The following is a 25306-nucleotide window of genomic DNA, read 5'->3' on the forward strand; positions in this document are numbered from 1 at the left end:
AAAGAAAACTGCCAATAACGCGCATTTGTACTCTATAAAGAACAAAAATGATAATTTATCTCTAAATAACTCCATTTATCGCTCGATTACTAAATATATTCGCAATAAAGAACGATCTATTAGGGTGATTCGCATAAAAATACCCGGCTCGCAGTAAAAACGCGAGCCGGGTATAAGTGGAGTAATGAAGTTGAGAATATAAATGTATATGTTACGGAAGTTTTGAACCACGTGAACTAACATACAGGTCGTACCATTCCTTACGGCTAAGCTCCAGCTTGTCCGCATCGGCACAGGCAGTAATACGCTTCGGATTCACAGTTCCAATAACAGGCTGAATGGCAGCTGGATGTGTCATTAGCCAAGCCAATACAATAGCTTCGGGTGTTGTTCCTTTTTCATCTGCAAGCTGTTGGACCATAGCTGCTGTTTGGACGATATTCTCCGGTTGATCCTCTAATGAACGCCCGCTAAATAGACCTTGGGCGAGTGGCCCCCAGGCTTGAAGCTGAATGTTCTCCATTCGACAATGTTCAAGGGTTCCCTCAGGAAAGATAATATCCTTCCAGGGTTCACGATTTACACTGATTCCAGCATCCACCCAGCTGATCTTAGCCAAGCTCATATGCAGCTGGTTTACGATAAAAGGTTCATCGCAATAAGTCTGCAGCAGCTTGATCTGAGCGGCGCTCATATTGGAAACCCCGAAATGGCGAACCTTACCAGCGGCCTTCAGTTGATGTAATGCGGAGGCTACTTCCTCAGGATCCATTAAGGGATCGGGTCTATGCAATAGAAGAATATCAATGTATTCGGTCCCAAGTCGTGACAATATTCCATCCACGCTGTTCAGAATATGTTGGCCAGAGAAATCAAACGTATTAGTGCTGTCCCCAGGCTCCATTAGCTTAATTCCACATTTAGATTGAATTATAATTTCTTCACGTAGTCCTGGACGATCCTTAAAAATCTGACCGAATACCTTCTCCGCCTTGCCACGAGTGTAAATATCTGCATGATCAAACATGTTGATGCCGATGGAAAGTGCGGCATCGACCGCTTCATGCCCTTGTTTAACATTCTCCGCAGTAATCGGCTCATGGTCCCAGTCACCGCCTAGTCCCATGCAGCCTAAAGCAATGCGGCTTGCGGGAATCCCGCGCTTGTTTAAAGGTAACGCTTTCAACAATGTGATTCCTCCTTGGAAAATATGATTGCGTACTTGTAGTTATTGTACACTCTCAGAAGCCCGTATGGTATTTTTTGTCGCTGGAAGAGCGGTGTTTGGTCTCCTCTTTATTCTTTTCTTCTTGCTTTTCCAGTGTCAAATCTTCCATCGGAATCGGGTCTACATTCTGCTCACTTTCATGAAGATCGAATAGACTTTCTTTCTCTGTTGGATATTGTTCCGGGTGATCCCGTTTGTCACTATTCAGCTGATGTTTTTCTTGGGTCATTTTTACCGCCTCGCCTTCCTTTGAGATTTAATGGATATTGTGCTCGTTAATAAACGTATTTTGACTCCCTTAAACAGAAAAAGAGGCCATTAGGCCTCTAAATTCAACGGTGTCCCTATGTCTTTTAGCTTGCGTGCTACAACATCATCGTATAGGCGCTGCAGCCATTTCAGCTCAGTCAGGGTGTGCTCATATGTACCGTACATTAGATGCAGGGCAGAACGAGGCACGATGGAGATATGCTCCTCGTATACCTGATAAGCCAGATTAACCTGATGTTCTGTTTCCCGGAGACGTTCCTCGAGCAGCTTCTCAACCTTGCTCTGATCGATATGACGGGACATAGCAAGCGCCATATACATCGGATGATAGAAGGGTTCGTTTTTCTTAATTTGTTGCAGGATAAGTTGTTCGAATAAAGCTTTACCTTGCTCTGTTATGGCATAGATCGTTTTGTCCGGCCGATCACTGCTGCGGATGACCTCTAAAGCTTCTATATAACCATCTTGTGCAAGCTTATCCACAGCATAATAGAGTGATCCCATCTGCAGCTTGGTGATCCGGTCCATGGAACGTTCCTTCATCACTAATGTGATTTCATAGGGATGCATGTTCCGCTCCAGCAGTAAACCTAAAATGGCTAATTTCATGGACATAATGGTTACCTTTTGCCCTCTGACGCCTGAACAGCTTTAGCAGGAATGGTAAGACGGTCTTTTGGCATGAGCAGTACAAAGACTAGACCGAGCACTGCAGGAATCAAAGCCCACATAAAGGTTTGTGCAATAGAGGTGGATAACGCACTTGATATTTTCTCTAATATTTCAGCAGGGATCTTCGCTCTTGCTTCAGGTGTTAACGCAGCGCGTGGATCTCCGAAGGCTGCTGACTGTTCACTACCGCCAAAAGCATCGCTTAGACTGTTAGTAAAGCTATTCCGCTGAATAATCCCGAAGATCGTAATTCCCAGCGTCATTCCAAGGGAGCGCATGAAGGTACTGGTTGATGTTGCCGACCCCCGTTGGCGCATATCGAAATTATGGATAGCTGCCATGCTCAGCACGGAGAAGGAAAAGCCTACGCCGAACCCAGTCAGAGCCATAAATACATTAAGCATGAGGCGGGAGGTATCTGGTGATAAAGTGCTTAGGCTGTAGACCCCTGCGACAAAGCAGACTGCGGATAGGATCATAATGTTGCGGAAGCTGGTTTTTGTTGTAAGCAGCCCCCCGGTCTGACTGCCAACGACCGTACCGATCATCATCGGCATAAGGATCAGCCCTGAGTTCGTAGCTGAGCCGCCAAATACACCCTGCACAAAGATAGGGATATAAATAGTAGCTACAATAAAAGCAGAACCATAAAATAAGCTGGTCACGCTGCTTGTTGCAAACAACCGTTTGCGGAACATAGCGAACGAGATCACAGGTTCAGCAGCTACTCTCTCAATAAGGATAAACGCCAGCAAGAGAACAGCAAAACCTACGAATAAGCCAAGGATGACACTGGAATCCCAAGCATATTGATTACCACCAAGTTCCAGAGCGAACATTAGGCAGATAATCGCGCCAACCAGAGTGAAGGCTCCGCCCCAGTCAATGCGCTGTTTAGCGTGGGAGATCGACTCCTTATAAGAAGTTGCAATCAGGAACAGTGCAATAATTCCTAGCGGCAGGTTAATGTAGAATACCCACTGCCAACCAACATAGTCGGTAATATAGGCACCGAGTAAAGGTCCAAGTACACTGGAAATTCCGAAGACGGCTCCAAAGAGACCGGTCAATTTCCCTCTTTTTTCAGGCGGGTAAATGTCGAAAACGATGGTGAAGGCGATTGGCATTAGTGCACCGCCGCCGATCCCTTGAATGGCACGGTAAATGCTGAGCTGTGTGATACTGGTGGCAGTACCGCACAGAGCCGAGCCAATCAGGAATACAATCAATCCGAAAATGAAAAAACGTTTACGTCCGTACATATCAGAGAGCTTGCCGAAGATAGGGGTTCCGGCCATTACCATTACCATGTAAGCCGAGGTGACCCATACGATTTTATCCAGACCGCCGAGATCTGAGACTATCGTTCCCATAGCTGAAGCTACAATGGTATTGTCCATTGCGGACATAAGAATACCAAGCAGCAGGCCAACTACTACGAGTTTAAGATTACTTTCTTTAGTATGCATGCTTCGCAGCTCCTTCTTCTAAATAGTGATAGTTCTGTTCGAAAAATGTTCATAATTGGAAGCAAAATTTATTATATTCAAATTTGAATAGGGAGGCAATAGTTTTTTTGAAAAATAGAGATGTATAGCCAACCATAGAAGAATACGGCGGTAATAAAGGGACAAACTACCGGTGGAGATCATCTGTGGATGAATTAGGAATGCCTCTTGACATACCATACGGGGGTATATTATATTATAACCAAGGAGGCTGATTCTTATGTCTACTGCCAAGAAGGAGCAAGCTGCAGAATCCTGCGACATAAATTGTCATTCTTCATCATCAGGAGAACGAAAAAGTCATCATTCGGCAGAATTCAAGAATAACTTGAATACGCGCCTCAACCGGATTGAAGGCCAGATCCGCGGGGTAAAGGGTATGATTGAGCGGGATACCTATTGTGATGATGTGCTCAACCAGCTCGCAGCGGTACAGGCGGCGTTAAATGGTGTCGGTAAGTTGCTGCTAGAAGGGCATATGAAAAGTTGCATTGTTGAGCGAATCGAAGCTGGCGAACATGAGGTTATCGACGAGCTCCTAATTACGGTTAACAAATTAATGAAATAATAAGCTAATGCTTCTAGAGCATAGCTTCACAACATTTATTGGAGGTTATATTAATGTCAAACGCTACATTAAACGTTGAAGGAATGTCTTGTGGTCACTGTGTTAGCTCCGTAGAGAAAGCCGTAGGCAATCTTGGAGCCACAGCTAAAGTTGATCTTGCTGCTAAGAAAGTTTCCGTCGAGTATGATGAGAACAAAGTAAGCCTTGGTGCGATTAAAGAAGCAATTGTAGATCAAGGGTATGACGTAGTTTAATTTGAAGCACAGTAATAAGGCTTGGAGTGATATGGGGAAGCTACCCAAAGCTCCAATGCCTTTTCTTTTAGAAATTATCATACCCTATAGGGGTATGTGGAGGCGTGGAAATCATGGATAAAACCAAAACAACAGCTTTACCAACCGAACAGCAGGCAACTGTACAGATTACAGGTATGACCTGTTCCGCTTGTGCAACCCGAATTGAGAAGGGTTTGTCCCGGATGGACGGCGTATCTCGTGCGAATGTGAATCTAGCCTTGGAACAGGCTACTGTTGGATTTGATCCGACAGTATCAGGGTTGCCACAAATTGAAGATAAAATCCGTTCTCTTGGTTATGACACTATTAAAGAATCTGCGGATTTTGATATATCGGGGATGACCTGTGCTGCTTGTTCCTCACGGATTGAAAAAGTGTTGAGCCGTACACCGGGCATAGCAGCTGTTAATGTGAATTTGGCGCTGGAAACAGCACATGTAGAATATACACCCGGTAATATCAGTCCAAGGGAGATCATGGAGAAGGTAAGCAGTATCGGCTATAAAGCTTCTCTTAAAGAAGACCGCAAGGATCATGTGGATCGTCGTGGAAAAGAAATTCAGCATAAAAAGTGGAAATGGATCATTTCTGCAATTCTTTCGTTCCCATTGTTATGGGCGATGGCTGGTCATTTCTCCTTCACCGGCTGGATTCCAACACCGGATATATTTATGAATCCTTGGTTCCAGCTTGTTCTGGCTACCCCTGTGCAATTTATCATCGGTTGGCAGTTCTACGTCGGTGCTTATAAAGCCCTTCGTAACCGGAGTGCCAATATGGATGTGTTGGTCGTATTAGGGACGTCAGCAGCTTATTTCTACAGTCTTTATCTGACCATTGATTCCTTAAGCATGAAGGGAATGAATCATACTGTAGAAATGTATTATGAGACGAGTGCTGTACTCATTACCCTTATCCTCGTCGGTAAATGGTTTGAGGCGCTGGCGAAAGGCCGTTCCTCTGACGCAATCAAAAGCTTAATGGGTCTTCAGGCAAAAACCGCCCTCGTAATTCGGGATGGGCAAGAAATGAATATCCCGACAGATGAAGTCATTCCTGGCGATATTGTATTGGTGAAGCCCGGTACTAAGGTGCCTGTGGATGGCGAAGTTGTCGAGGGATCTTCTTCTGTGGATGAGTCGATGTTGACCGGAGAAAGTATTCCTGTGGAGAAAAAACCAGGGGATACCGTGATCGGTGCCACTATGAATAAGAATGGTATCTTGAGAATCAAAGCAAATAAAGTGGGTCGCGACACTGCGCTGGCTCAAATTATCCGAGTAGTGGAGGAAGCTCAAGGCTCCAAAGCTCCGATTCAACGGATTGCCGATGTAATCTCAGGGATTTTTGTGCCGATTGTTGTGGGTATTGCTGTGATAACGTTTCTGATCTGGTATTTCTGGGCAGCCCCTGGCCAGTTCGCTGATGCCCTCGAAAAAGCCATTGCAGTGCTCGTAATCGCTTGTCCATGTGCGCTAGGTCTGGCAACGCCAACCTCCATTATGGCAGGATCGGGCCGGGCAGCAGAGCTTGGAATCCTCTTCAAGGGTGGGGAGCATTTAGAGGGAGCGCAAGGGATCCAGACCGTTGTGCTAGATAAAACAGGTACAGTGACGAATGGTAAACCCGTGCTTACCGATGTTGTGACTACTACTGGAATTGCAGCTTATGGAAAAGAAAACGCGGAAAACCGTTTGTTAGCTTTAACTGCAGCCGCCGAAAAGCTATCAGAGCATCCACTTGCGGAGGCTATTGTTGCTGGCGCCGCTGATAGAGGTTTGGCTTTGCCTACTGCTGAGCAGTTTGATAATGTGCCCGGACGTGGAATTATGGCGGTTATCTCTGATCAGCAGGTTATGGTAGGCACACGGCGGATGATGGAAGATCATCAGCTCGATATCACAGAATGGACTCCAATTATGAAGAAGCTGGAGGAGTCGGGAAAGACAGCTATGCTAGTAGCGGTAGAGGGAGAAATCGCTGGAATTGTGGCCGTTGCTGATACGATTAAACCGACCTCAAAAGCGGCTGTAGCCGCGCTTCATGATATGGGTATTGAAGTCGTTATGATCACTGGTGACAATAAAATTACAGCTGAGGCTATTGCGAAGCAGGCAGGGATCGAAAAAGTGTTAGCAGAGGTTCTGCCAGAGGGCAAAGCTGAAGAGGTTCGCAAGCTCCAGCAAAATGGGACTAAGGTTGCCATGGTTGGGGATGGGATCAACGATGCTCCGGCACTGGCTACTGCCGATACGGGTATGGCGATTGGGACAGGAACGGATGTAGCTATGGAAGCAGCAGATATTACGCTGATGCGCGGGGATTTGAAGAGTATTCCTGATGCGATTATGATGAGCCGCAAAACGATGAGAAATATTAAACAAAATTTGTTCTGGGCGCTTGCTTACAATACAATAGGAATACCGATTGCTGCACTTGGGTTTCTAGCCCCATGGCTGGCAGGAGCTGCGATGGCATTTAGCTCCGTGTCTGTTGTCTTGAATGCACTTCGGCTACAGCGGGTAAAGCTGTAATATCACCATCACTATTTAGGGAGTGGCCACAGTGCAAGTAAATAACGATACAATTTCTCTGTTAATGAAACATGCATCTGTCCGCAAGTTTCAGGATAAGCCAGTAAGTGAAGATCAGCTTAGCGCTATTATTGGAGCAGCTCAGATGGCTTCAACCTCAAGCAATGTTCAGGCCTATAGTGTTATTGCAGTTACTGACCCGGCACTAAAGACGGAGCTTGCGGGATTAGCGGGCAATCAGGCTTATATAGAACAATGCCCAGTGTTTTTGGTCTGGTGCGCTGATCTGTATCGGCTGCGCGAGGTGACGAAACCTCATTTGCAGGGAGAGACTTCTTATGAAGATTCTGCTGAGAACCTGATTGTAGCTACCGTTGATGTTGCGCTTGCTGCACAGAATGCTGCAGTGGCTGCGGAATCACTAGGACTTGGAATTGTATATATCGGTGGAATCCGTAACCGGATCGCTGAGGTATCGGAATTGCTGGGACTGCCTGAATTGGTCTACCCGATATTTGGGATGTGTGTGGGTTATCCTGACGGAGCTTCGGGCCTGCGTCCGCGGCTTCCACTAGAGGCTGTTCTGCATCGTAATCGCTACAATGCGGAAACCACTGTGGAGCAGGTCAAAACTTACGATAAAGTCTCTTCAGACTATATGCGTGAGCGGACCCACGGTGCCAAAGACACCCCTTGGTCGGCCATTATGGCGGAGCGATTGGCACAGCCAGCACGGCTGCATATGAAGGAGTTCCTGCTGGAAAAAGGATTCCTTCGAAGATAACTAAACTTTCTTCACCTAAAGAGGCTGCCTTATTAGTAGTTCATTCTACTGATAGGGCAGCCTCTCTTTTTTATTCGGAGCCAGGAAGGTGACAGTTGTCATCTTAAAGAAATGACAGTCCATACTAATGTCATGTCTTCTTTTTCCATATGATTGAAATAGATCAAACGCATTCGGAAGCGGAGGGATTACGTTATGGATAATATTATAGAAATGCACGGGGTCAGCAAAATATATAAGGATAAAAAGGCCGTAGATAATATCAGCTTTAACATTGCTAAAGGTTCGATTACAGCTATTCTGGGACCGAACGGAGCGGGTAAAACAACGGCATTAGGCATGCTGCTGGGGCTAATAGAGCCTACCGAGGGTACAGTGGAGTTGTTCGGGCATCATCCGAAGGATAAAGTGGTACGAGAAAAGACAGGAGCGATGCTGCAGGAAGTAAGTGTAATGGATCGGCTAAAGGTGCGGGAGATCATTGATCTGATCCGCAGTTATTATCCAAAGCCTATGGATATGGAGTTTCTAATTAAGGCTACTGGACTTGCGCCAGCCGATTTGAATAGATACGCCGAGAAGCTCTCGGGCGGTCAAAAGCGTAGTTTGGGTTTTGCGCTAGCCCTCGCGGGTAATCCGGAGCTGATCTTTTTCGATGAACCTACAGTCGGACTTGATATTACTTCCCGGCGGCGGTTCTGGGAAACGGTTCGTGGACTTGCGGAGCAAGGAAAAACGATTGTGTTCACGACCCATTATTTGCAGGAAGCAGAAGATATCGCGGATCGTATTCTGTTATTCAGTAAAGGCCACTTAGTTGCGGACGGAAGTCCAGATGAGATTAAATCGCGGATTGTGAAGCGTTCCGTGTCCTTCCTGCCTGTGGGTGATCGCTCGCAATTGCGCAGAAACCTGCTAGAACTAGCTGCTATAGAGGATTGTTATGAAAAAGATGGCCGCATTCATGTGACCACAGAGGATACAGATGAGGCGCTTAAAGCGATTTTTGTGGCTGGACTTCCCGTGAAGGATGTTCGAATTGATCAGGGACGTTTGGATGAGGCTTTTGAACAATTGACCATGAACCAAGAGGAGGCTGTCTAACCATGAGACTAATTACTGTACAGTGTAAAGCAGAAATGCTGCGGATCATCCGTAATCCCTATTATGTGTTCTGGTCTTTGCTCATGCCCATCATGTTCTATTTCATCTTCACCCGGGTGGTCAATACAGGTAGCGATGACCTAACGTGGCGTGCTCATTATTTAATGTCTATGGCGACCTTCAGTGTAATGGGCTCAGCCATTATGACGCTTGGCATCCGGTTGGTGCAAGAGCGAACACAAGGCTGGACCACCTTTATTCGGATTACACCGCTGCCGGGTTCGATCTATTTTTTCGGAAAAATGTTCGGACAGACGATGATGCATCTGTTTTCAGTCATTTGTATTTTTATCGCAGGCTATTTAATCAATGGCGTCTCTTTATCCGCAGGTCAATGGGTACTTAGCGGGCTGTGGATCCTGATCGGTTCTCTACCATTTTTAGCGATTGGTACGCTTGTAGGTGCTATGAAACGGGTGGATACAGCCAGTGGAGTCAGCAACGTGATTTATATGGCTCTTGCTGTAGCAGGAGGCATGTGGATGCCGATTGAGATACTGCCACGATTAATGCAGCGGATTGGTCATTGGTTGCCTTCCTATAACTATGGGAATGGAGCCTGGGAGATCGTTCGTGGATCAGCTCCGACGTGGAGTAATGTCTTGATTTTGCTCGGATATTTGGTAGTTTTTATGTTACTATCGGTCTATATTCGAAAAAAACAGGAAGCGGTGTGAATGAATGGCTGAGCGTGCGAAGTTCCGGTTATTTCCACAAAAACAGGGTTTTTTCCCTTTTGTATGGGCTGTTTATCTGGTTTTGCCCATCCTGAATTTGCGCGGGGAGACTGGAATGAAGCTCATTCTGGGCGGGATTATGATAGCGGTATTTGCCCTCAGCTATCGCCAGCTGTATTGGGTGCGGGGTGGAGTGTTTAATGTTTGGTTAATTATTCAAATGTTGATCATCGTGGTGCTTAGTGTGTTCTATACCCCCTATAATCTGTACATGGGCTTTTTCACCGCAAATTTTATCGCATATTATACGGAGAATAAAGGTTTCAAAATTGCATTTACTTCTTTTGTGATCATGATCCTTTCGGTGCTGGTCTTAGTGGGTCGTGGGATGGAGTGGGGAAGTGTGATATTTTTAGCTCCGTTTATTGTTATTATGTTGATTAGTCCGTTCGGAGTGAGGTCCATGAATCGGAATCAGAAGCTGGAGAAAGAGCTGGATCAAGCGAATGAGGTAATTAAAGAGCTGGTGAAGCGTGAGGAACGAATGCGAATCGCCCGTGACCTGCATGATACCCTTGGCCATACCTTGTCCTTGATTACGTTAAAGAGCCAACTCGTAGAGAAGCTGGTGACGAAAAATACGGAGCGAGCCCAAGAGGAAGCGCGGGAAATCCAGCGCACTTCACGGGCTGCGCTCCGTCAAGTGCGTGAGCTAGTGTCGGAAATGCGTGCGGTCTCAGTAGCAGAGGAACTGGCTGAAGCTGGAGAGATGCTGCGGACGGCAGAGATCGCCTTAGAAGTGGAAGGGGATATCTCTCTGGAGGGGGTATCCGACCTGACGCAAAATATCCTCAGCCTCTGTATCAAAGAAGCGGTGACTAATATCGTGAAGCATAGCAGAGCGGATAAATGCTTCATAGGAGTGGCAAAGCTGGCTGGAGAAGTGCGAATTACCGTTAAAGATAACGGTATTGGCCTACAGCACGGGGAGAAAGGGAACGGCGGGCTTAACGATGGAAATGGCATGAAGGGGATGGCGGAGCGCCTATCCCTGATTGATGGCTCCCTGTCGCTAAGCTCAGCTGAGGGTCAGGGAGCTAAGCTGATCGTTGCCATCCCGCTAATCGTAAAAGATGCACAAGGGGGTGAGACTGCATGATAAGCATTGTTATAGCGGAGGATCAACGTCTGCTTCGGGGAGCGATGGCTTCTTTGCTGGATCTTGAAGACGATATCGAAGTAGTCGGAGAAGCTTGTGATGGGGCGGAGGCGTTAGCTTTAATCGACAAGCTTCAGCCGGATGTCTGTCTCATGGACATTGAAATGCCGTTCAAGAGCGGGCTGGAGGTTGCAGAAATATTGCGGAGTAAGGGGTGTCCGACCCGTATTATTATTTTGACTACCTTTGCCCGTCCGGGATATTTTGAGCGTGGAGTAAAGGCTGGTATTCAAGGGTATTTGTTGAAGGACGAGCCTGTAGATAAGCTAGCTGAATCTATTCGTCGTGTCATGGCTGGACATCGGGAGGTATCTCCGGAGTTAGTCTTTGGCAGTTTGCGGGAGGAGAATCCATTAACAGCACGGGAGCGAGAGATTTTAAAACTGGCTGGAGAAGGGCAAACCGCGAGCGAGATAGCCTTTTCGCTGCATCTGTCTTACGGCACTGTCCGCAATTACATCTCTGAAATACTCAACAAGCTGGAAGTGAAAAGCCGGATTGAGGCGGTACGGCTGGCGGAAGAAAAAGGCTGGATTTGAGGGGAGAAGGGTATTGTTATGCAAATATTTCTGATTCGTCATGGTGATCCGGACTATTCCATAGATAATCTAACGGAATTCGGGCATCAGGAAGCAGCAGCGGCATTGGGAAAACGCATGGCATCTATCGGTCTGGTTGAATTATATGCTTCACCATTGGGGTATGAACTATCGCCCAAGGGGATTAATGGGTAATCATGTTTAAGGTGACTGATTAAGAGCGAGCTAGGATATTGTCTATGAAGTGAAAGGCCATCCCGCAGAGGATGGCCTTTTTTTAAAATACAACAAGAACGTATAAGTTCGGCACGATACATTATCCTTCTATTTCTCGCATAAGCGCTTACCGTTCTTTAGGGACATCGAGGGCATTTTTGCTTGCATATAAGAATCGTGCCCCTTGCCCAGTTCCTGATTTCCACTTGCTATTGTACTAACGGACTTAGATGCAGCTATTTGTACATTTTAAGCCTTTTGGAGGAAGTTGTGGACTCGAGAGATCTTATTTTCCATAAATGGAGGGAATATCGTGCTATTTTAGTGATATAAAGTCTCTGAAGTCCGTTAGCATCCCAGAACAGCGAAATAGTTACGAATAAGGGCTGTGGTGTCCGAACGCAATTCTGAATTCTGCTCGCAATAAAGCTACATTGGCAGATAGCAGCAGCTTTTCATGAAATGGTCGACTCATTTTAGTTTTGAGCCTACTCTATCTGAAATTCCACTCTTCACCGTGGATTTAATTTCACCTGTGAACCTTTGCCGCCTGTCTGTATGCCCGTTTCCTTCGTTCCAACGTCCTTCAAGTCAGTCACTAGTCGCTCCAATACGGCCTTGGAGGCAGCAGCTTCCTTCGCACCGGATGCTTTGACAACTAATTGCACCGGCTTGCCGGAGCGGAGATGCTTCTCAGCCTGACGGAGCTTAGTATCGTAGTCGTGCTCTTCAATATGAGCAGTGAAGCGGAGCTCTTTGACCTTCTCTTTGCTGCCGCCCTTTGCAGCTGAACCCCCACTGGCCTTGCGTGCTGAGGCTGCCTCCTTCTGCGCGGCCGCTTTTGCTTTGCCTTTTGCAGTTAGGCTGCAGGGCGGTGGGCTGCTCATTAGCGAGGTGCATACCAGATCAGCACCTGCTGATCTGGCCATGGCCAGCGCCTCTTCCCGGGAGACGATACCCAGCTTCTCACCCCTAAGTCCTGTAAGGACTACTTCGGATGCTCTGATTTGTTCATTGATTAATACTGCCACTTCTATGAATCCTCCCCTGATAACGATGATAAAGCTATCATATATGGAACTAGCTTGAGGTTCAAATGTGGAGCGTAGGATTAGCGTTACTAATCCTCTCAATTTCTTCTTTTATGATTTTTAGGATTAGTTTTTTAGATGATGTTGCTAGATATTCTCGGTTGCGCCGCTGCAATATACCTACTTGTATGAACGGTTCGCTTAGTGCAACATCTATTTTTACGATATCTGTCATTAAAGCTGTCGAATCAAGCACTACCCCTACCCCAGGGTTCTTTCTTACAAAATGAGGAATAGCAGAAATTTGGCTTATGGTGGATAAAGTGGGCTTTGATTCGAATCTCGAAAATTGCTTAGCTAACCGAAGGTAATATAAGCAAGTGCGCCCTCCAGCTATAATTGGATATTCAAGAATTTCTCGAAATGAAATATCGTCTCGTCCGCTTAAAGGATGATTTTCATCTACTATAAAAGCGATTTTCTCGTGATAGAGCGGTTCGAAATAAATGAAAGACAGGTCGGACGGCTCACCGCAGATGGCGAAATCCAGCTCACTTTGGAGGACAAGCTGTGAGAGGGAATCAGTGTTACCCTGAATGAAGTTACATGCCATCTTTGGTTTTTGCTCCTGAAACTTTCGCAAGGCGTTCGGTAGGACGGATTCCATCATGGATTCAATGCCTCCGATATGAAGTGTGCCAATTTCGTCATGCTGTAAAGCTTTGGTGAGTTCTGATACATAGTTCCAGTGTTGAATAAGGTTATCGATTTCCGCTGCAAAAACTTGCCCAGCACTTGTCAGTTCTACTTCCCAGCCTCTGTGAAAGAGTTGTATGCCCAGTTCTTTTTCAAGTCGTTGAATTTGGTTGGTAATGGTAGACTGCGCATAATTCAACTTCTCGGCAGCGCGTGAGAAAGTGCCTTCTTGAAGAATGGTCTTAAAAGCCATCAGTTCTTTTAGATCCATCGATTGTCACCTCTATCGGTATAATTGATTAAGATTATTATCTTATTCAATTATATAAATCAAAATACTGAGAGTACAATAAAAGAATTCCAAAGAAGGAGTGAATTAAAATGCCTTTCATTAGAGTCAGTTATCTGGAGCAACAATACGACATTCATCAGCTAGAAGGAATATGCAGAGCGATTATGAGCGCGTTAATTCAGCATTTCCATGTACCGGAGGATGATATGTTTCAGGTTTTTCATGCGCATAAAGCGGGGGAATATTTTTATAGTAAAGATTATTTAAATATTGAACGAAGCGACGGACTGATATATATCCAAGTTACGCTAAAATCCGGAAGATCAACGGAACAGAAGAAAAGCTTTTACGCGAGGCTAGCCGAGGAATTATCGATGACGCTAAACATCAGAAAAGAAGATATATTCATTGTGCTCGTCGATACGGAATTCGAAGATTGGTCGTTTGGTAACGGTGTTGCTCAAATGCTACAACCTCCGGTTAGGGAGGCGTAATATGGCGCATCAGAAAATCGCCACAAATGTACGGGAATCGTTAGGCGAGTTCGCTCCGGCATTCGTCGAATACTCGGAAAATGTGTTGTTTGGGGACTTATGGAGACGTGAGCAATTATCACTTCGGGATCGTAGCATGATTACGATTTCTGCCTTGGTGATGGGGGGCATGACGGAACAACTCCCCTATCATCTGCGCTTGGCTTTAGAGAACGGCTTACAACTTGAAGAAATCGTGGAGGCTATCACCCACCTTTCTTTTTATGTAGGTTGGCCGCGAGCCTCTTCAGCTCTAGAGGTTGCAAAGGATGTAATAGGAAAAAATAAATAACGTCTAACTTTTCAATCCCATCCGTAACCTTTAGGAACTTCATTGGCACTTGTATATAATACGGAAGAAGGGAGCGGGGGAGAAAATGCTTCAGTATATCGAAGAGGCTAAACAAGGAGACCGACAAGCTTTTGAACAGATTGTTAGGCACTTTACACCGATGGCAATTGCAGTTGCGTCCGAAAAGCTGCGTGACTATCAATTAGCGGAAGATGCTGTGCAGGAAGCTTTCACAGAAGCCTTTTGCATTTGAATAAATTACGAGCAGTAGAGGCATTCCCGGGCTGGTTTAAAGCTATTGTGGTGCGGCAATGTTATCGCATCTTGCGAAGAAAGCAGCATCCTGCATTCCCCTACGATGAAGCTGCGCAAGCGACAGAATCTTCATTTTCTATAGCAGATATTATTGAGAAAAAGGAAACCCAGCGGCTGGTTCACGAGTCTATAGCTGCATTAACGTCCAATATGCGAATTGCTGTTCAATTATATTATTTTCAAGGATACTCACTACAAGAGATTGCTGACTTTCTGGGGACTTCGGTTTCGGTATTGAAGAAGCGACTTTTTGATGCCCGCCGCAAACTGAAAGGTGCATTACCTGTAGCAGATGTTCTTTCCGTATTCAACCATTTGTACGAAGGGGGAAAAGATGTGCTTCACATTGTAAATGGAGATGTAGTGGGAGAGAAGCTGCGGCAAGGAATCGTTAAAGGTGATGTACTGGTGTGGAGAGAGGTATATTCGCATGGGCCCGTATTTTTGGATCCTGCCGATGGAGATAACCGTGCAGTTCGAGCGCAATATTTGGAACAAACGATGGGAATTCCGCAGAGGGAATTTATTGAAAATAGTGAGAGGCAAGAGAAGATTTTAGCTGATTTTCATAAATATGAAGAAGTGGTGTTATGGTTCGAGCATGATCTTTTCGATCAGACGATGCTCAGTTATTTACTCCATTGGTTCTCGAAGCAGAAAATATTAACCACCAAGCTAAGCTTACTATGCATTGGAGAATATCCGGGAATAAAGTTATTTCGAGGACTTGGACAACTTTCTATAGAGCAGATGGAAACATTATCAGGCACATGGAAGCTAATCGGAGCCAAAGAACTAGAAGCAGGTCAAGCACTCTGGGAAGCCTATGTATCACCGAATCCAGAATTGCTGCAACAACGATTAACTACCGATACATCGGCTTTGCCCTTTGCACATGACGCTTTTCAGGCGCATTTATCGCGCTTTCCCTCTACTACAAACGGACTTGGTATCGTAGAACAACTCACGCTGGAGATGATCTATGAGGGAATAAAATCACCCTATGAGCTGTTCAAAAATGTGGGTAATAAGCTTCATATCTTGGGAATGGGCGACTTGCAATATTGGCATATTCTAAGAAAGCTGGTGCAAGGCCCGTACCCTTTGCTACAAACCCATGGATGCAATGAGTTCCCTGTTTATAACGATTCAGTAATGCAATTTAAAGACTGTGAGCTTGTATTAACAGAGCTAGGTAAGAGTGTAATAACTGGAAACGAAGACTGGGTGCAGAAGAATGGCAGCGATGAGTGGTTTGGAGGTGTACATCTGCAAGGATTGACTCCGCGCTGGCGGTGGAATCCGTTGGTCGGTGCGCTTCAGGATAGAAGTGCCGAGGCGTAATTTATTAATCTAAATGTTTGCTACACAAGGCATATTGAGCATAAAAAGACTTCCACTAACTTGGAGATACTCAAGCGCTCCAGAAGGGGAAGTCTTTTTTGTTGTATCCATATATTATATGAATAGTAAATATAGTATATATCATCTATTTAAAGGGTGATTGATCTTTGTTGGAGAATATTATCTATAGAATAAATAGTGAAAGTATTCACTTGTTGATGTGAAGGGAGGAATATTTGTTACACGATAGGAGGATGATGTATCAATGTCCATACAGAATAAAACAGTAATGATAAGAATTGCAAAAGCAAATTTAAAAGCGGAAAAAACCAAAAATTACTTTGTAGGCAGTGTAATAGCTTTAGCTGCATTTTTATTAACTGTTGTAATGACCTTTGGTTATAATTCTTTTACTAACCTACAAAATGAGTCGAATTTCCAAGCTTTATTCTATAACCTCAATAACAATGAAATCTCACGATTGAAAGAAATAGAGGAAATTAATAAAATCGGACTCTATAAGGAAATAGGCAGAGAGAAAAAAGAAGAACGTTTATTGTCCATTCTCTACACGGATCCAGCCATGATGGATTTATCAAATGCCAATATCGTTCTGGGGAAATTTCCTACAAAAGAAAATGAAATTGCAATAGAAAAAGACTTTCAGTTATCCGATGATCGAAGCCTGGGGCTTGGCGATTCTATTTCTTTGCAATTTAGAAACAACGCCAGCAAAGAATTTCAAACCAGCCAATTTGTGATTACTGGAATTCTGCAAACAACCGCATCAGGTAACGAGAATCGAATCGGTTACAATGCTCTGGTATCAAGCGCGTTCGTTGAGGCGGATCCGTTTCTTTCCAAAGAGGATTACTCCGCGGCAATTAGCATCAACAATAGCAGCAGTTATTCTAACGAGGAACTGAAGTCAAAAATCAAAGAAATAGGGCAGCGAATGGGTATCCCTGAGAGAAATATTCAGATCAATAATGTGAATGTGGATAGTAATAATCTGTCAGGAAGCACTGTGATAACCATCCTGTCTATCATGCTGATTATCGTACTGGCTTGTTGGCTTGTCATCTACAATATCTTTTATATTTCAATTACTAAGCGAATTAAACAATACGGACAACTTAGAGCAATCGGTGCAACAAAAAAGCAGATAAAACAGCTTGTTCTTTATGAAGGGAAAAATCTTTCAAGAAAATATATCCCTATTGGAGTTATCTTTGGATGTTTAATGAGCTGGATTTTAAGTGGCTTTCACTGGAATGCAGCTCCAAGTTTTTCACTTGCTTTTTTAGCAGGTTTGCTCACCAAAGTAACAGTTAGAGCTTCATTAAACGCACCATCTAAATTCGCATCAAGAATCTCCCCTATAACAGCGATTAGACATGTAGATGCCGATGTTAATACAAAAAAGGAGAAAAGAAACTCTAAAAGACTAACACCATTTTCTTTAGCTGCATTGAACTTATCAAGAAGCAGGAAAAAGACGGTGTTAACTTTGCTGTCTCTTTTTTTAAGCGGAACGCTATTTGTTTCCTTGGGGACATTGTTAAACTCGGTCGACCCAATCTCAAAAGCAGAGAAATATTTTCCAAATCATGGTCAGTTTGATATTCAAATTAATAATGATTTGTATTCTGAAACAACCTCATTAAGTGATCTTCAGACGGAAGGGCAACTATCTACTTCTTTAAAAAATAAAATCCTAGCTATAAATGAAGTTGAGGACGTAATCGAACATCAGTATATTGAAGCTGCTATCGAAGGAATAAAAACGGATGACGGGGCCGCGATAGTCAGTATTGAGAATATCCCTACGTTATACAACGAAAGATGGAGTAGTCATTTGGCTGAGGGGAAGATCCCGGATGTTGATTCATCGGATGCATCCTACATTCTCTTGAACAGCGCCAGTAGTGACTTAGATTATTACGGGGCTCATTACGCTGTCGGTGATCATATTTCATTCATAATTGCTAATGATCAGGAGAAGGCCAAACATGATTTTGAGATCATTGGAGATATTCCGGATAAGAATTCAGGAACTTCATTTTATCTTCCACCCAAAGTAATGCAAACTACAGCCCCTTTTAATAGCAATAAGAGCTACGAAGTTATTACTATGGATAAAGCGAATGAAGAGTTAATAAAGAGTGAGTTAGAGGGTATGATTCTCAATGAGGATACACTCAAATTATTGTCTTTTTCCGAAGTTGTGGAATCCAATAGAATTGCTTTTAGAACTATCACTATTTCAGTGTATAGTTTTATGGTTTTTATAGCAGTATTCAGTATGATCAATCTCTTGAACACCATAATCACCACTATTTCTGCAAGAAAAGGGGAGCTAGGCCTTATGCAAGCCATAGGAATGGGCCGAAAACAATTAATGGCTATGTTAACCTATGAAACAGGATTTTTAGTTGTCGGAAGCTTTACGATGGCTCTTGTTACGGGCAATCTAATGGGATACATGATAAGTAAGAGTGCGGGGAATATGGGGGGGCTTTCCTACATTCAATACCAATTCCCTTGGAGTGCTATTTTCCTGTATTTCTTGGTTATTTTACTTGTCCAGACTGGTATGGTTCAGTTTGTTAGACGAACAATATCGAAGCAGAGCATTATAGAGCAATTAAATTAACGATGCGGAAAGTTTAGCTATATTTAATAAATCCCTCGCCTTTATACGGGCCAAACGTGAAAATAAATAGTGAGTAGCAATTAACGTTGAAGGGTGATTTATATGCTGAAACTACCGGTGTATCATTCCGTTATTTCTTCCAATGCCTTAGTACCCGTAATTAATGATCTTTATGAAATCGGGGATGTTTTGGAGTGTAGTTTTTATGAGAACGGACTTAATGATACCTATTTACTAAAGACCTCTATTGATAAATACATTCTTAGGATCTATAAAGCTCATTGGCGAAATAAACATGAGATTGATTTTGAAGTGGAGTTATTGAATCACTTAAATAAGAAGAATATCCCTGTATCGGCTCCGGTAATCAGCAGGGATGGTGGTTACCTAATTGAGCTGGAGGCTCCTGAAGGAACACGTTACGCAGTTCTGTTTACTTTTGCAAAAGGCAATTATTCCGATGAAAAAACTAGCTGTGAATTATACGGTGAACAAGTGGCTAAGATGCATCTGGCTATGGATGATTTCGAATGTGGGCAGCAAAGATTTACGCTTAATCTGGATCATCTGCTTAAAGAACCGCTTCAATCGATTCGCAAGCCTTTATCCCACAGGCAAGAGGATATCGATTATCTAGAATCTTTGTCGGAAGTATTGGCAAATAACATAGCAGAAATCTCATCAGAGCTGGATTGGGGGGCATGTCATGGTGATCTTCATGGAGCGAACGTACATTTCTACGAGGATACCCTGACTCATTTCGACTTTGATTGCGGAGGTTTTGGCTGGAGGGCCTATGATGTTTCCGTGTTTTTGTGGTCAAGGGTTAGAGGGAAAGAACGAGAGCATTTTGACAATGAACAATGGACTGTTTTCCTGGAGTCATACCAAAAGCATAAAGTATTATCTGAGAACGATCTAAAGGCAATCCCTATATTTGTTGCTATCCGGGAGATATGGTTGATGGGTCTGCACACAGGGAACGCACAGGTTTGGAGTTGTGGGTGGCAAAACGATCATTACTTCAATACTAATCTGCAATTCCTACGTAATTGGTGTGAAGTTCATTCTATCCAATAGACAATACCCAAACAAGAAGCCACTCCATATTTAGGGGTGGCTTTACTTCAGTCATTATTCATAAACGTCTTATGATAAGCGTTACGATATTGGGTGGGCGTCATGTTTTCGTATTTTCGGAAGAGGCGCATGAAATATTTATCGTCGGTGAACCCCGTCTCTGTCGCGATGTCCCTCACGCTTAATGCGGTTCTGGTTAGTAGCTCCTTCGCTTTAGTCACACGTACTGAATGGATATATTCCAATGGCCCCATGGAGGTATGCTGTTTAAATAGCCGAGCTAAATAGTCCTTGTTGTAATTGAATTTATCCGCGATGATGGCCACGGTAAGGGGTTCGCTTGCATGAATCCTTGTCCACTCAGCTATTTTGACGAAGGTGACATCTTGCTGTGCGCGGATCAGCTTACTGGCGAACGGCTGAAGTGCATGCTCAGATAGCTCAATTAAAAGCGAGGTCAGCAAATAATTAACGCTGGAATAGGTTAAATACCCCGAATTGGCCACATGAAGGATTTGATTCGCCAGAATATGAATCCGGTCACTATGTTCGATTTTTATGATTTGGGGCAGATATAGATCATGTACGGACCATAAGCGCTGTGTGCGCGAAAAGATTTCTTCTGCCTCAGGCTTCATTTCCTCCTCACTCAGCAATAGCCCCTCGTTTGTCAGTTCGAAATGAAACCAATAAAACTTAACCCCGGGTCGTGACTCTCTATAGCCGACATGTGTGCGATTAGGCATGAGCAGAAGAGCTTCGTCAGGGCCTACTTCAAATTGTTTGTTTTCCTCACTCAAATATACTGTTTCGTTCACGCCAATGATTAGTTCGTAGTTCCCCATAACACGCTCCACATGCTTCCATGGTGTTTCTGAGATAAATTCACCTGCCGCTGTAAAATGAACAGGTACATCTGCATTTATTTTTAAATAGCTCATGCGGTCCTCCTAGCAATCAATAAGTCGGGTTTGTCCACTATTTGTACGACTGATCTACCGACAAATCAACGTTCCGGTGTTATCTTATGGATACAAATATACACTTGTCATCTAACCCTGACAAGATTGCGAGGGAGCGATTTCATTGAAGACGCAAGCTTTTGATCTACAGAACGTACGAATTGATTCAGGTCCACTTCTCCATGCGATGGAGTTAAATACTGATTATTTACTCAAGCTTGAGGCAGATCGGCTTCTGTCGCGTTTTCGCGAATATGCTGGCTTAGAGCCTAAGGCTGCTCACTACGAGGGCTGGGAATCTCAGGGCATTAGCGGCCATACGTTAGGCCATTATATTTCTGGATGTGCGTTAATGTATGCCTCTACGGGAAATGAAGAGCTGCTACAACGCGTGAATTATGTAGTAGATGAATTAGAGCAATGTCAGGATGCGCATGGCAATGGCTTTATTTCCGGCATTCCTCGTGGCAAGGAGTTATTTGAGGAAGTGAAGGCAGGCGACATTCGCTCACAGGGCTTTGACCTCAACGGAGGTTGGGTGCCACTTTACACGATGCATAAGCTGTTTGCAGGTCTTCGCGATGCTTATCGACTGGCCGGCAATCAGAAGGCGCTCGTTATTGAAACGAAGCTGGGCCTGTGGCTTGAGGATATTTTTGCAGGGCTGAGTAAAGATCAGATCCAAGAGGTGCTGCGTTGTGAGTTTGGCGGCATGAATGAAGCGCTGACGGATTTGGCAGAGGATTCCGGGGAAGAGCGTTTCCTCGCGTTAGCGGAAAGCTTTTATCATGGGGAAGTGCTTAATGATCTTGCTATAGAAAAAGATACCCTAGCTGGAAGACATGCTAATACACAGATTCCAAAAATCATCGGAGCTGCTAGACAATATGAGGTAACAGGGCAGGAGCATTATGCAGGTATTTCCCGCTTCTTCTGGGATCGGGTCGTGAATCATCATTCTTATGTGATCGGCGGCAACAGCTATAATGAGCATTTTGGTGAACCGGATAAGTTAAATGACCGATTGGGCGAAGGCTCCTGTGAGACATGCAACACGTACAACATGCTGAAGCTGACCAAGCATATGTTCCAATGGGATGCGTATGCAGCGTATGCGGATTACTACGAACGTGCGATGTATAACCACATCTTAGCCTCTCAGGAGCCGGTAGATGGCCGGGTATGTTACTTTGTATCTCTCGAGATGGGTGGACATAAATCATTTAATTCGCAGTTCGAAAGCTTTACGTGTTGTGTAGGCTCGGGAATGGAAAGCCATTCTATGTATGGCTCGGCGATATACTTCCATAGTGCAGATGAGCTTTATGTCAATCAGTACGTACCTTCTACAGTGGCTTGGAAAGAGCAAGGCATTAGCTTGCAGCAAGAGACCAAGTTCCCGGCAGAGGGACAAGGTGTACTGCGGATCAGTGCAGCACAGCCAACGAAATTCACATTAAAGCTAAGACATCCTTACTGGGCTGAGCAAGGGATGAGTGTTAGCGTAAATGGTGAAGATGTTCAAGTAAATGTAGGCAAATCTAACTACTTTACTTTGGATAGAGAGTGGCAGGATGGAGACGTTGTCGAATATGATATTCCGATGTCGGTGAGAATCGAGACGATGCCGGATAATCCCAACCGAGTTGCCTTCCTTTACGGTCCACTTGTGCTCGCAGGTGATTTTGGGCCTATAAATGCAGAGGCCAATAGCGATCGCGCCCTTGCTTCCGTATTAATCGGAGATCGGGACACACTGACGGACAACCTCATCCAATCTAATGTGAGCAAAAATGTGTTCCGGATGAAAGGTTTAGGGTATACAGGGGATCATGAGCTTCGTCCGTTCTACCCTATGCATGATCATCGTTATTCCGTATATTGGGATTTGTTCACACCGGAAGAGTGGAAGCTGGCAGAGGCTGAATATCACGAAGCTGTGGAGAATAACTTGCTGCTTGAGCAGTTAACTGTCGATTCGGTACAACCTGCTGAAATGCAGCCTGAACGCGATCATAATTTCACAGGTGAATTTGTAGGCCTAGGCAAAATCCACAATCGTAAGTATCGGGACAGCTGGATCAATGGCTGGTTCTCCTTCACGATGGAAGTTTTGCCGGATGAGCAAGTGGATCTGGTGGTCACGTATCTGAAGTCGAACGATACTTCGCTGGCATTCGATATTTTGGCGGATGGGGAGCAACTTGGTGTAGGCACTCTTGAGTCTGAGGAGATGAATAAGCTGGAGACGATTCGTTATGAACTCCCGCAACCGATCACGAGCGGCAAATCAGCGGTTACGATCAAGTTTGCTTCTCATGAAGGACATAAGGTTGGCCAAGTGGCCGGACTTCGTATCGTTAAACGTAATTCTTGAATTAAAAGGCTTACAGAATTATAATAGGGTCAATTCTTTTAATTGAGGTGAAATGGATGTCTTTCCGTACCGTTACAAGGAACTAGTTATCGGGCTGGGTGAAACGCGTACCAGCTATCAAGGGGGGAGTCTACCCTTTTGATTACAACTAACTAGAGCTTTGAACGGTGCCATAGGCAGCTGTTTTTGTAGAGCCAGGCACTTAACCTATTTAACTTAGAGAACCGTTTATTTGTGGATGGTTTTTTACAGTGGAATAGGGGTGCCTGGCTTTTTTGCATTCAATTAAAAGAGGGGATAAACGATATGTTAAAAAAGAGTCTAGCTCACCTAAAATGGTGGGTAGGTGGTTATATTTTATTGGGTTTTGCCATTCAGCTGTTAAGTAGTTTAGGTGTTGTTGTCTTTCAAAAAATATTAGATAAGGCCACGGTAATCAACAGTTTTGATGAAATAGCAACATTAATTATGGTGTATGGGGCCCTGCTGGCTGGGGTGGCGATCCTGAATTATATAGACGAATACCCGAGTGTGTTTTTATCGAACAGCATCACGGAGAGGTTAAAGATCATTGCACTGTCCAAAATATCAAAAATGGATTATCAAGCGTATCAGGATATGGGAACAGGGCAAATGATTAAGGTGATCGAGAACGGGGCAGCGGCTGGAAACAGTATTATTTTTTCTTTTTTTCTCAAAACACTACATGAGCTATTACCTACTCTTCTATTCAGTCTAGTCTTTATCAGCTTCTACGATCTAAGGATCATGTTAGTGATTGCAGCTGGCTACGTGGTCGTCTTTCTGATAACAAATCTGCTGTTGAAATTTCTGTATGCCATGAAGGCAACCATTCTCCAAGAGCAAGAAAAGATGTCCAGATTCTCTATCCGCGGGTTTATGGAATTGGTCGTCTTTAGAACCAACAAGAGATATGAGAAAGAGATCGAGAAATTAAGCCAGACCGCACGCACTATCATTCATAAAAATGCTCAGCTAAAAATGATCCATGAAGCTTTTTTTGCTATATTCGAGTTATTTGTCACGATCATTAAAGTTGTTGTCCTGATTTATGGTGTGAAAAGCATTGTCGCAGGCAAGACCTCACTTGGTATTGTGGTCGCATTGTTTATGTTCATCGATAAAATTTATACCCCAATTGCCATCTTCAATGTTTTATTTGTAGATTACAGACTGAATAAAGTGACTTACAGAAGATTCGAGGAATTTATTGCTGCCCCAGAAGATAAGAACTTGGAATCCGGAGAAGCCATCACTGAGCTCCAAGGTAATATTGACTTTAGGGAGGTGTCCTTTACTTATGGGAATGTGCAGATTCTGAATAACCTGTCATTTTCGCTTGCGCGAGGAACTTCCGTTGCTATTGTCGGATTAAGTGGAGGCGGGAAATCTACGCTGATTAAATTGATTGTGGGGTTATTAAAAAAGGGCGAAGGTGAACTCTTACTGGACGGTAAGGATATCGATGAGATTCGTTTGAATAGCTACTATGATCATATTTCCTATCTATCCCAAGACACGCCGATTTTCGATGCTACGATAAGAGATAATATTGTATTCGATGAGGATACTCTGTCCGATGAAGAGCTATATGAGATTTTGGAAAAAGTTCATTTGCAGGAAAAAGTAAGCCATTTGCCGGATCGCTTAGATACTTTGGTGGGCGAAAAAGGTCTAAAATTATCAGGAGGCGAAAGACAGCGATTAGCCTTTGCCAGAATCATTGCCCAAAAAAGAAATATTCTAATTCTGGATGAGCCGGTGTCAGCGCTTGATAATATCACTGAGCAGAGTCTTATGGAGACGATTTTGAATGAATTTAAGGACAAAACTATCATCATTGTGGCCCACAGGCTTAATTTTATAAAAGACGTTGATAAGATACTGGTAGTGGATCAAGGGTCAATTGTTGGGGAAGGGAAGTTTGATGATTTAATAGAACAGTGCGAAGCTTTTAAAGCGTTATGGAATAGAAAAATATCGTTTACAGATTATCGATAAATTGCTAGACTCTTCTAAAAAAAAGAGGTGC

The 25306-nt window shown here is 44.1% G+C and carries 24 protein-coding genes; 17 read left to right on the forward strand and 7 right to left on the reverse strand.

What is annotated here, in order from left to right:
- Positions 1–211 precede the first annotated feature (211 nt).
- From MKZ16_RS01915 to MKZ16_RS01930, 4 genes are all read right to left on the reverse strand, one after another.
- Positions 212–1189 (reverse strand): aldo/keto reductase, encoded by a 978-nt coding sequence (locus MKZ16_RS01915; RefSeq protein ID WP_036682775.1) that lies wholly within the window; start codon positions 1187–1189, stop codon positions 212–214.
- Between the two features lie 52 nt (positions 1190–1241).
- Positions 1242–1457, reverse strand: coding sequence for a hypothetical protein (locus MKZ16_RS01920; RefSeq protein WP_051491260.1), 216 nt, complete (start codon positions 1455–1457; stop codon positions 1242–1244).
- A gap of 89 nt (positions 1458–1546) precedes the next feature.
- Positions 1547–2107, reverse strand: a complete 561-nt coding sequence (locus MKZ16_RS01925) for a PadR family transcriptional regulator (RefSeq protein ID WP_254848742.1) — start codon at positions 2105–2107, stop codon at positions 1547–1549.
- A gap of 11 nt (positions 2108–2118) precedes the next feature.
- The gene (locus MKZ16_RS01930) at positions 2119–3639 is read right to left on the reverse strand and encodes an MDR family MFS transporter (RefSeq protein WP_076107407.1); all 1521 of its coding nucleotides are present in this window, start codon (positions 3637–3639) and stop codon (positions 2119–2121) included.
- 259 nt (positions 3640–3898) lie between these two features.
- Between MKZ16_RS01930 and MKZ16_RS01935 the strand changes: the two genes are divergently transcribed.
- From MKZ16_RS01935 to MKZ16_RS01975, 9 genes are all read left to right on the forward strand, one after another.
- Entirely contained in the window at positions 3899–4246 is a 348-nt protein-coding gene (locus MKZ16_RS01935; RefSeq protein ID WP_051491259.1) for a metal-sensitive transcriptional regulator, read from the forward strand.
- A gap of 53 nt (positions 4247–4299) precedes the next feature.
- Entirely contained in the window at positions 4300–4500 is a 201-nt protein-coding gene (locus tag MKZ16_RS01940; RefSeq protein ID WP_076107409.1) for a copper ion binding protein, read from the forward strand.
- Positions 4501–4613: 113 nt separating this feature from the next.
- A complete protein-coding gene (locus MKZ16_RS01945; protein ID WP_076107410.1) occupies positions 4614–7076 on the forward strand; it encodes a heavy metal translocating P-type ATPase in 2463 nt (820 codons plus the stop codon).
- A 31-nt stretch (positions 7077–7107) separates the two neighbouring features.
- Complete coding sequence (gene nfsA / locus MKZ16_RS01950) at positions 7108–7860, forward strand: oxygen-insensitive NADPH nitroreductase (RefSeq protein WP_076101226.1); 753 nt, start codon at positions 7108–7110, stop codon at positions 7858–7860.
- Between the two features lie 195 nt (positions 7861–8055).
- Complete coding sequence (locus MKZ16_RS01955) at positions 8056–8964, forward strand: ABC transporter ATP-binding protein (protein ID WP_076107412.1); 909 nt, start codon at positions 8056–8058, stop codon at positions 8962–8964.
- A 2-nt stretch (positions 8965–8966) separates the two neighbouring features.
- Positions 8967–9701, forward strand: a complete 735-nt coding sequence (locus MKZ16_RS01960) for an ABC transporter permease (protein WP_036682760.1) — start codon at positions 8967–8969, stop codon at positions 9699–9701.
- Positions 9702–9705: 4 nt separating this feature from the next.
- Complete coding sequence (locus tag MKZ16_RS01965) at positions 9706–10860, forward strand: sensor histidine kinase (protein WP_036682757.1); 1155 nt, start codon at positions 9706–9708, stop codon at positions 10858–10860.
- A complete protein-coding gene (locus MKZ16_RS01970) occupies positions 10857–11459 on the forward strand; it encodes a response regulator transcription factor (RefSeq protein WP_036682756.1) in 603 nt (200 codons plus the stop codon). Before MKZ16_RS01965 ends, MKZ16_RS01970 begins: the two co-directional genes overlap by 4 nt.
- 18 nt (positions 11460–11477) lie before the next feature.
- A complete protein-coding gene (locus MKZ16_RS01975; protein WP_143758693.1) occupies positions 11478–11654 on the forward strand; it encodes a histidine phosphatase family protein in 177 nt (58 codons plus the stop codon).
- Between the two features lie 533 nt (positions 11655–12187).
- On the opposite strand, the gene infC is transcribed toward MKZ16_RS01975, so the two are convergent.
- Both infC and MKZ16_RS01985 read right to left on the reverse strand, forming a co-directional pair.
- Positions 12188–12706, reverse strand: coding sequence for a translation initiation factor IF-3 (infC, locus tag MKZ16_RS01980; protein WP_076107414.1), 519 nt, complete (start codon positions 12704–12706; stop codon positions 12188–12190).
- A gap of 61 nt (positions 12707–12767) precedes the next feature.
- On the reverse strand, positions 12768–13673 hold the full coding sequence (locus MKZ16_RS01985) for a LysR family transcriptional regulator (RefSeq protein ID WP_036682751.1): 906 nt from the start codon (positions 13671–13673) through the stop codon (positions 12768–12770).
- A gap of 110 nt (positions 13674–13783) precedes the next feature.
- Here MKZ16_RS01985 and MKZ16_RS01990 point away from each other — a divergent pair, with 110 nt between their 5' ends.
- The 6 genes from MKZ16_RS01990 (at position 13784) to MKZ16_RS02015 (ending at position 19914) form a co-directional block, all read left to right on the forward strand.
- Positions 13784–14188: a tautomerase family protein gene (locus tag MKZ16_RS01990; RefSeq protein ID WP_038568393.1), complete on the forward strand. Its 405-nt coding sequence runs from the start codon at positions 13784–13786 to the stop codon at positions 14186–14188.
- Position 14189: 1 nt separating this feature from the next.
- Positions 14190–14519, forward strand: a complete 330-nt coding sequence (locus MKZ16_RS01995; protein ID WP_036682746.1) for a carboxymuconolactone decarboxylase family protein — start codon at positions 14190–14192, stop codon at positions 14517–14519.
- A gap of 85 nt (positions 14520–14604) precedes the next feature.
- On the forward strand, positions 14605–14772 hold the full coding sequence (locus MKZ16_RS02000; RefSeq protein ID WP_256715562.1) for a helix-turn-helix domain-containing protein: 168 nt from the start codon (positions 14605–14607) through the stop codon (positions 14770–14772).
- A complete protein-coding gene (locus MKZ16_RS02005) occupies positions 14769–16178 on the forward strand; it encodes a sigma-70 family RNA polymerase sigma factor (protein ID WP_256715563.1) in 1410 nt (469 codons plus the stop codon). The genes MKZ16_RS02000 and MKZ16_RS02005 overlap by 4 nt, the downstream gene beginning before the upstream one ends.
- 265 nt (positions 16179–16443) lie before the next feature.
- Positions 16444–18834, forward strand: coding sequence for an ABC transporter permease (locus MKZ16_RS02010; RefSeq protein WP_076107416.1), 2391 nt, complete (start codon positions 16444–16446; stop codon positions 18832–18834).
- A 102-nt stretch (positions 18835–18936) separates the two neighbouring features.
- Positions 18937–19914: a phosphotransferase gene (locus MKZ16_RS02015; protein ID WP_076107418.1), complete on the forward strand. Its 978-nt coding sequence runs from the start codon at positions 18937–18939 to the stop codon at positions 19912–19914.
- A 47-nt stretch (positions 19915–19961) separates the two neighbouring features.
- On the opposite strand, the gene MKZ16_RS02020 is transcribed toward MKZ16_RS02015, so the two are convergent.
- On the reverse strand, positions 19962–20855 hold the full coding sequence (locus MKZ16_RS02020) for a helix-turn-helix transcriptional regulator (RefSeq protein WP_076107420.1): 894 nt from the start codon (positions 20853–20855) through the stop codon (positions 19962–19964).
- Positions 20856–21000: 145 nt separating this feature from the next.
- Between MKZ16_RS02020 and MKZ16_RS02025 the strand changes: the two genes are divergently transcribed.
- Positions 21001–23253, forward strand: coding sequence for a glycoside hydrolase family 127 protein (locus tag MKZ16_RS02025; protein ID WP_076107422.1), 2253 nt, complete (start codon positions 21001–21003; stop codon positions 23251–23253).
- Between the two features lie 306 nt (positions 23254–23559).
- Entirely contained in the window at positions 23560–25275 is a 1716-nt protein-coding gene (locus MKZ16_RS02030) for an ABC transporter ATP-binding protein (RefSeq protein ID WP_076107423.1), read from the forward strand.
- The last annotated feature ends 31 nt before the right edge of the window (positions 25276–25306 follow it).

The organism is Paenibacillus sp. FSL R5-0928 (assembly GCF_037970385.1).
Classification (GTDB): domain Bacteria; phylum Bacillota; class Bacilli; order Paenibacillales; family Paenibacillaceae; genus Paenibacillus_AQ; species Paenibacillus_AQ odorifer.

What these genes read in the sequence shown, in the direction of transcription:
- MKZ16_RS01990 (WP_038568393.1), top strand. Translation starts at nt 13,784, where the DNA reads ATGCCTTTCATTAGAGTCAGTTATCTGGAGCAACAATACGACATTCAT.
- MKZ16_RS01930 (WP_076107407.1), bottom strand. Translation starts at nt 3,639, where the DNA reads ATGCATACTAAAGAAAGTAATCTTAAACTCGTAGTAGTTGGCCTGCTG.
- MKZ16_RS01940 (WP_076107409.1), top strand. Translation starts at nt 4,300, where the DNA reads ATGTCAAACGCTACATTAAACGTTGAAGGAATGTCTTGTGGTCACTGT.
- MKZ16_RS01995 (WP_036682746.1), top strand. Translation starts at nt 14,190, where the DNA reads ATGGCGCATCAGAAAATCGCCACAAATGTACGGGAATCGTTAGGCGAG.
- MKZ16_RS01975 (WP_143758693.1), top strand. Translation starts at nt 11,478, where the DNA reads ATGCAAATATTTCTGATTCGTCATGGTGATCCGGACTATTCCATAGAT.
- MKZ16_RS01920 (WP_051491260.1), bottom strand. Translation starts at nt 1,457, where the DNA reads ATGACCCAAGAAAAACATCAGCTGAATAGTGACAAACGGGATCACCCG.
- MKZ16_RS02020 (WP_076107420.1), bottom strand. Translation starts at nt 20,855, where the DNA reads ATGAGCTATTTAAAAATAAATGCAGATGTACCTGTTCATTTTACAGCG.
- MKZ16_RS02000 (WP_256715562.1), top strand. Translation starts at nt 14,605, where the DNA reads ATGCTTCAGTATATCGAAGAGGCTAAACAAGGAGACCGACAAGCTTTT.
- MKZ16_RS01970 (WP_036682756.1), top strand. Translation starts at nt 10,857, where the DNA reads ATGATAAGCATTGTTATAGCGGAGGATCAACGTCTGCTTCGGGGAGCG.
- MKZ16_RS02015 (WP_076107418.1), top strand. Translation starts at nt 18,937, where the DNA reads ATGCTGAAACTACCGGTGTATCATTCCGTTATTTCTTCCAATGCCTTA.
- MKZ16_RS01985 (WP_036682751.1), bottom strand. Translation starts at nt 13,673, where the DNA reads ATGGATCTAAAAGAACTGATGGCTTTTAAGACCATTCTTCAAGAAGGC.
- MKZ16_RS02010 (WP_076107416.1), top strand. Translation starts at nt 16,444, where the DNA reads ATGTCCATACAGAATAAAACAGTAATGATAAGAATTGCAAAAGCAAAT.
- MKZ16_RS01945 (WP_076107410.1), top strand. Translation starts at nt 4,614, where the DNA reads ATGGATAAAACCAAAACAACAGCTTTACCAACCGAACAGCAGGCAACT.
- MKZ16_RS02030 (WP_076107423.1), top strand. Translation starts at nt 23,560, where the DNA reads ATGTTAAAAAAGAGTCTAGCTCACCTAAAATGGTGGGTAGGTGGTTAT.
- MKZ16_RS01965 (WP_036682757.1), top strand. Translation starts at nt 9,706, where the DNA reads ATGGCTGAGCGTGCGAAGTTCCGGTTATTTCCACAAAAACAGGGTTTT.
- MKZ16_RS01955 (WP_076107412.1), top strand. Translation starts at nt 8,056, where the DNA reads ATGGATAATATTATAGAAATGCACGGGGTCAGCAAAATATATAAGGAT.
- MKZ16_RS01935 (WP_051491259.1), top strand. Translation starts at nt 3,899, where the DNA reads ATGTCTACTGCCAAGAAGGAGCAAGCTGCAGAATCCTGCGACATAAAT.
- MKZ16_RS01960 (WP_036682760.1), top strand. Translation starts at nt 8,967, where the DNA reads ATGAGACTAATTACTGTACAGTGTAAAGCAGAAATGCTGCGGATCATC.
- MKZ16_RS01925 (WP_254848742.1), bottom strand. Translation starts at nt 2,107, where the DNA reads ATGAAATTAGCCATTTTAGGTTTACTGCTGGAGCGGAACATGCATCCC.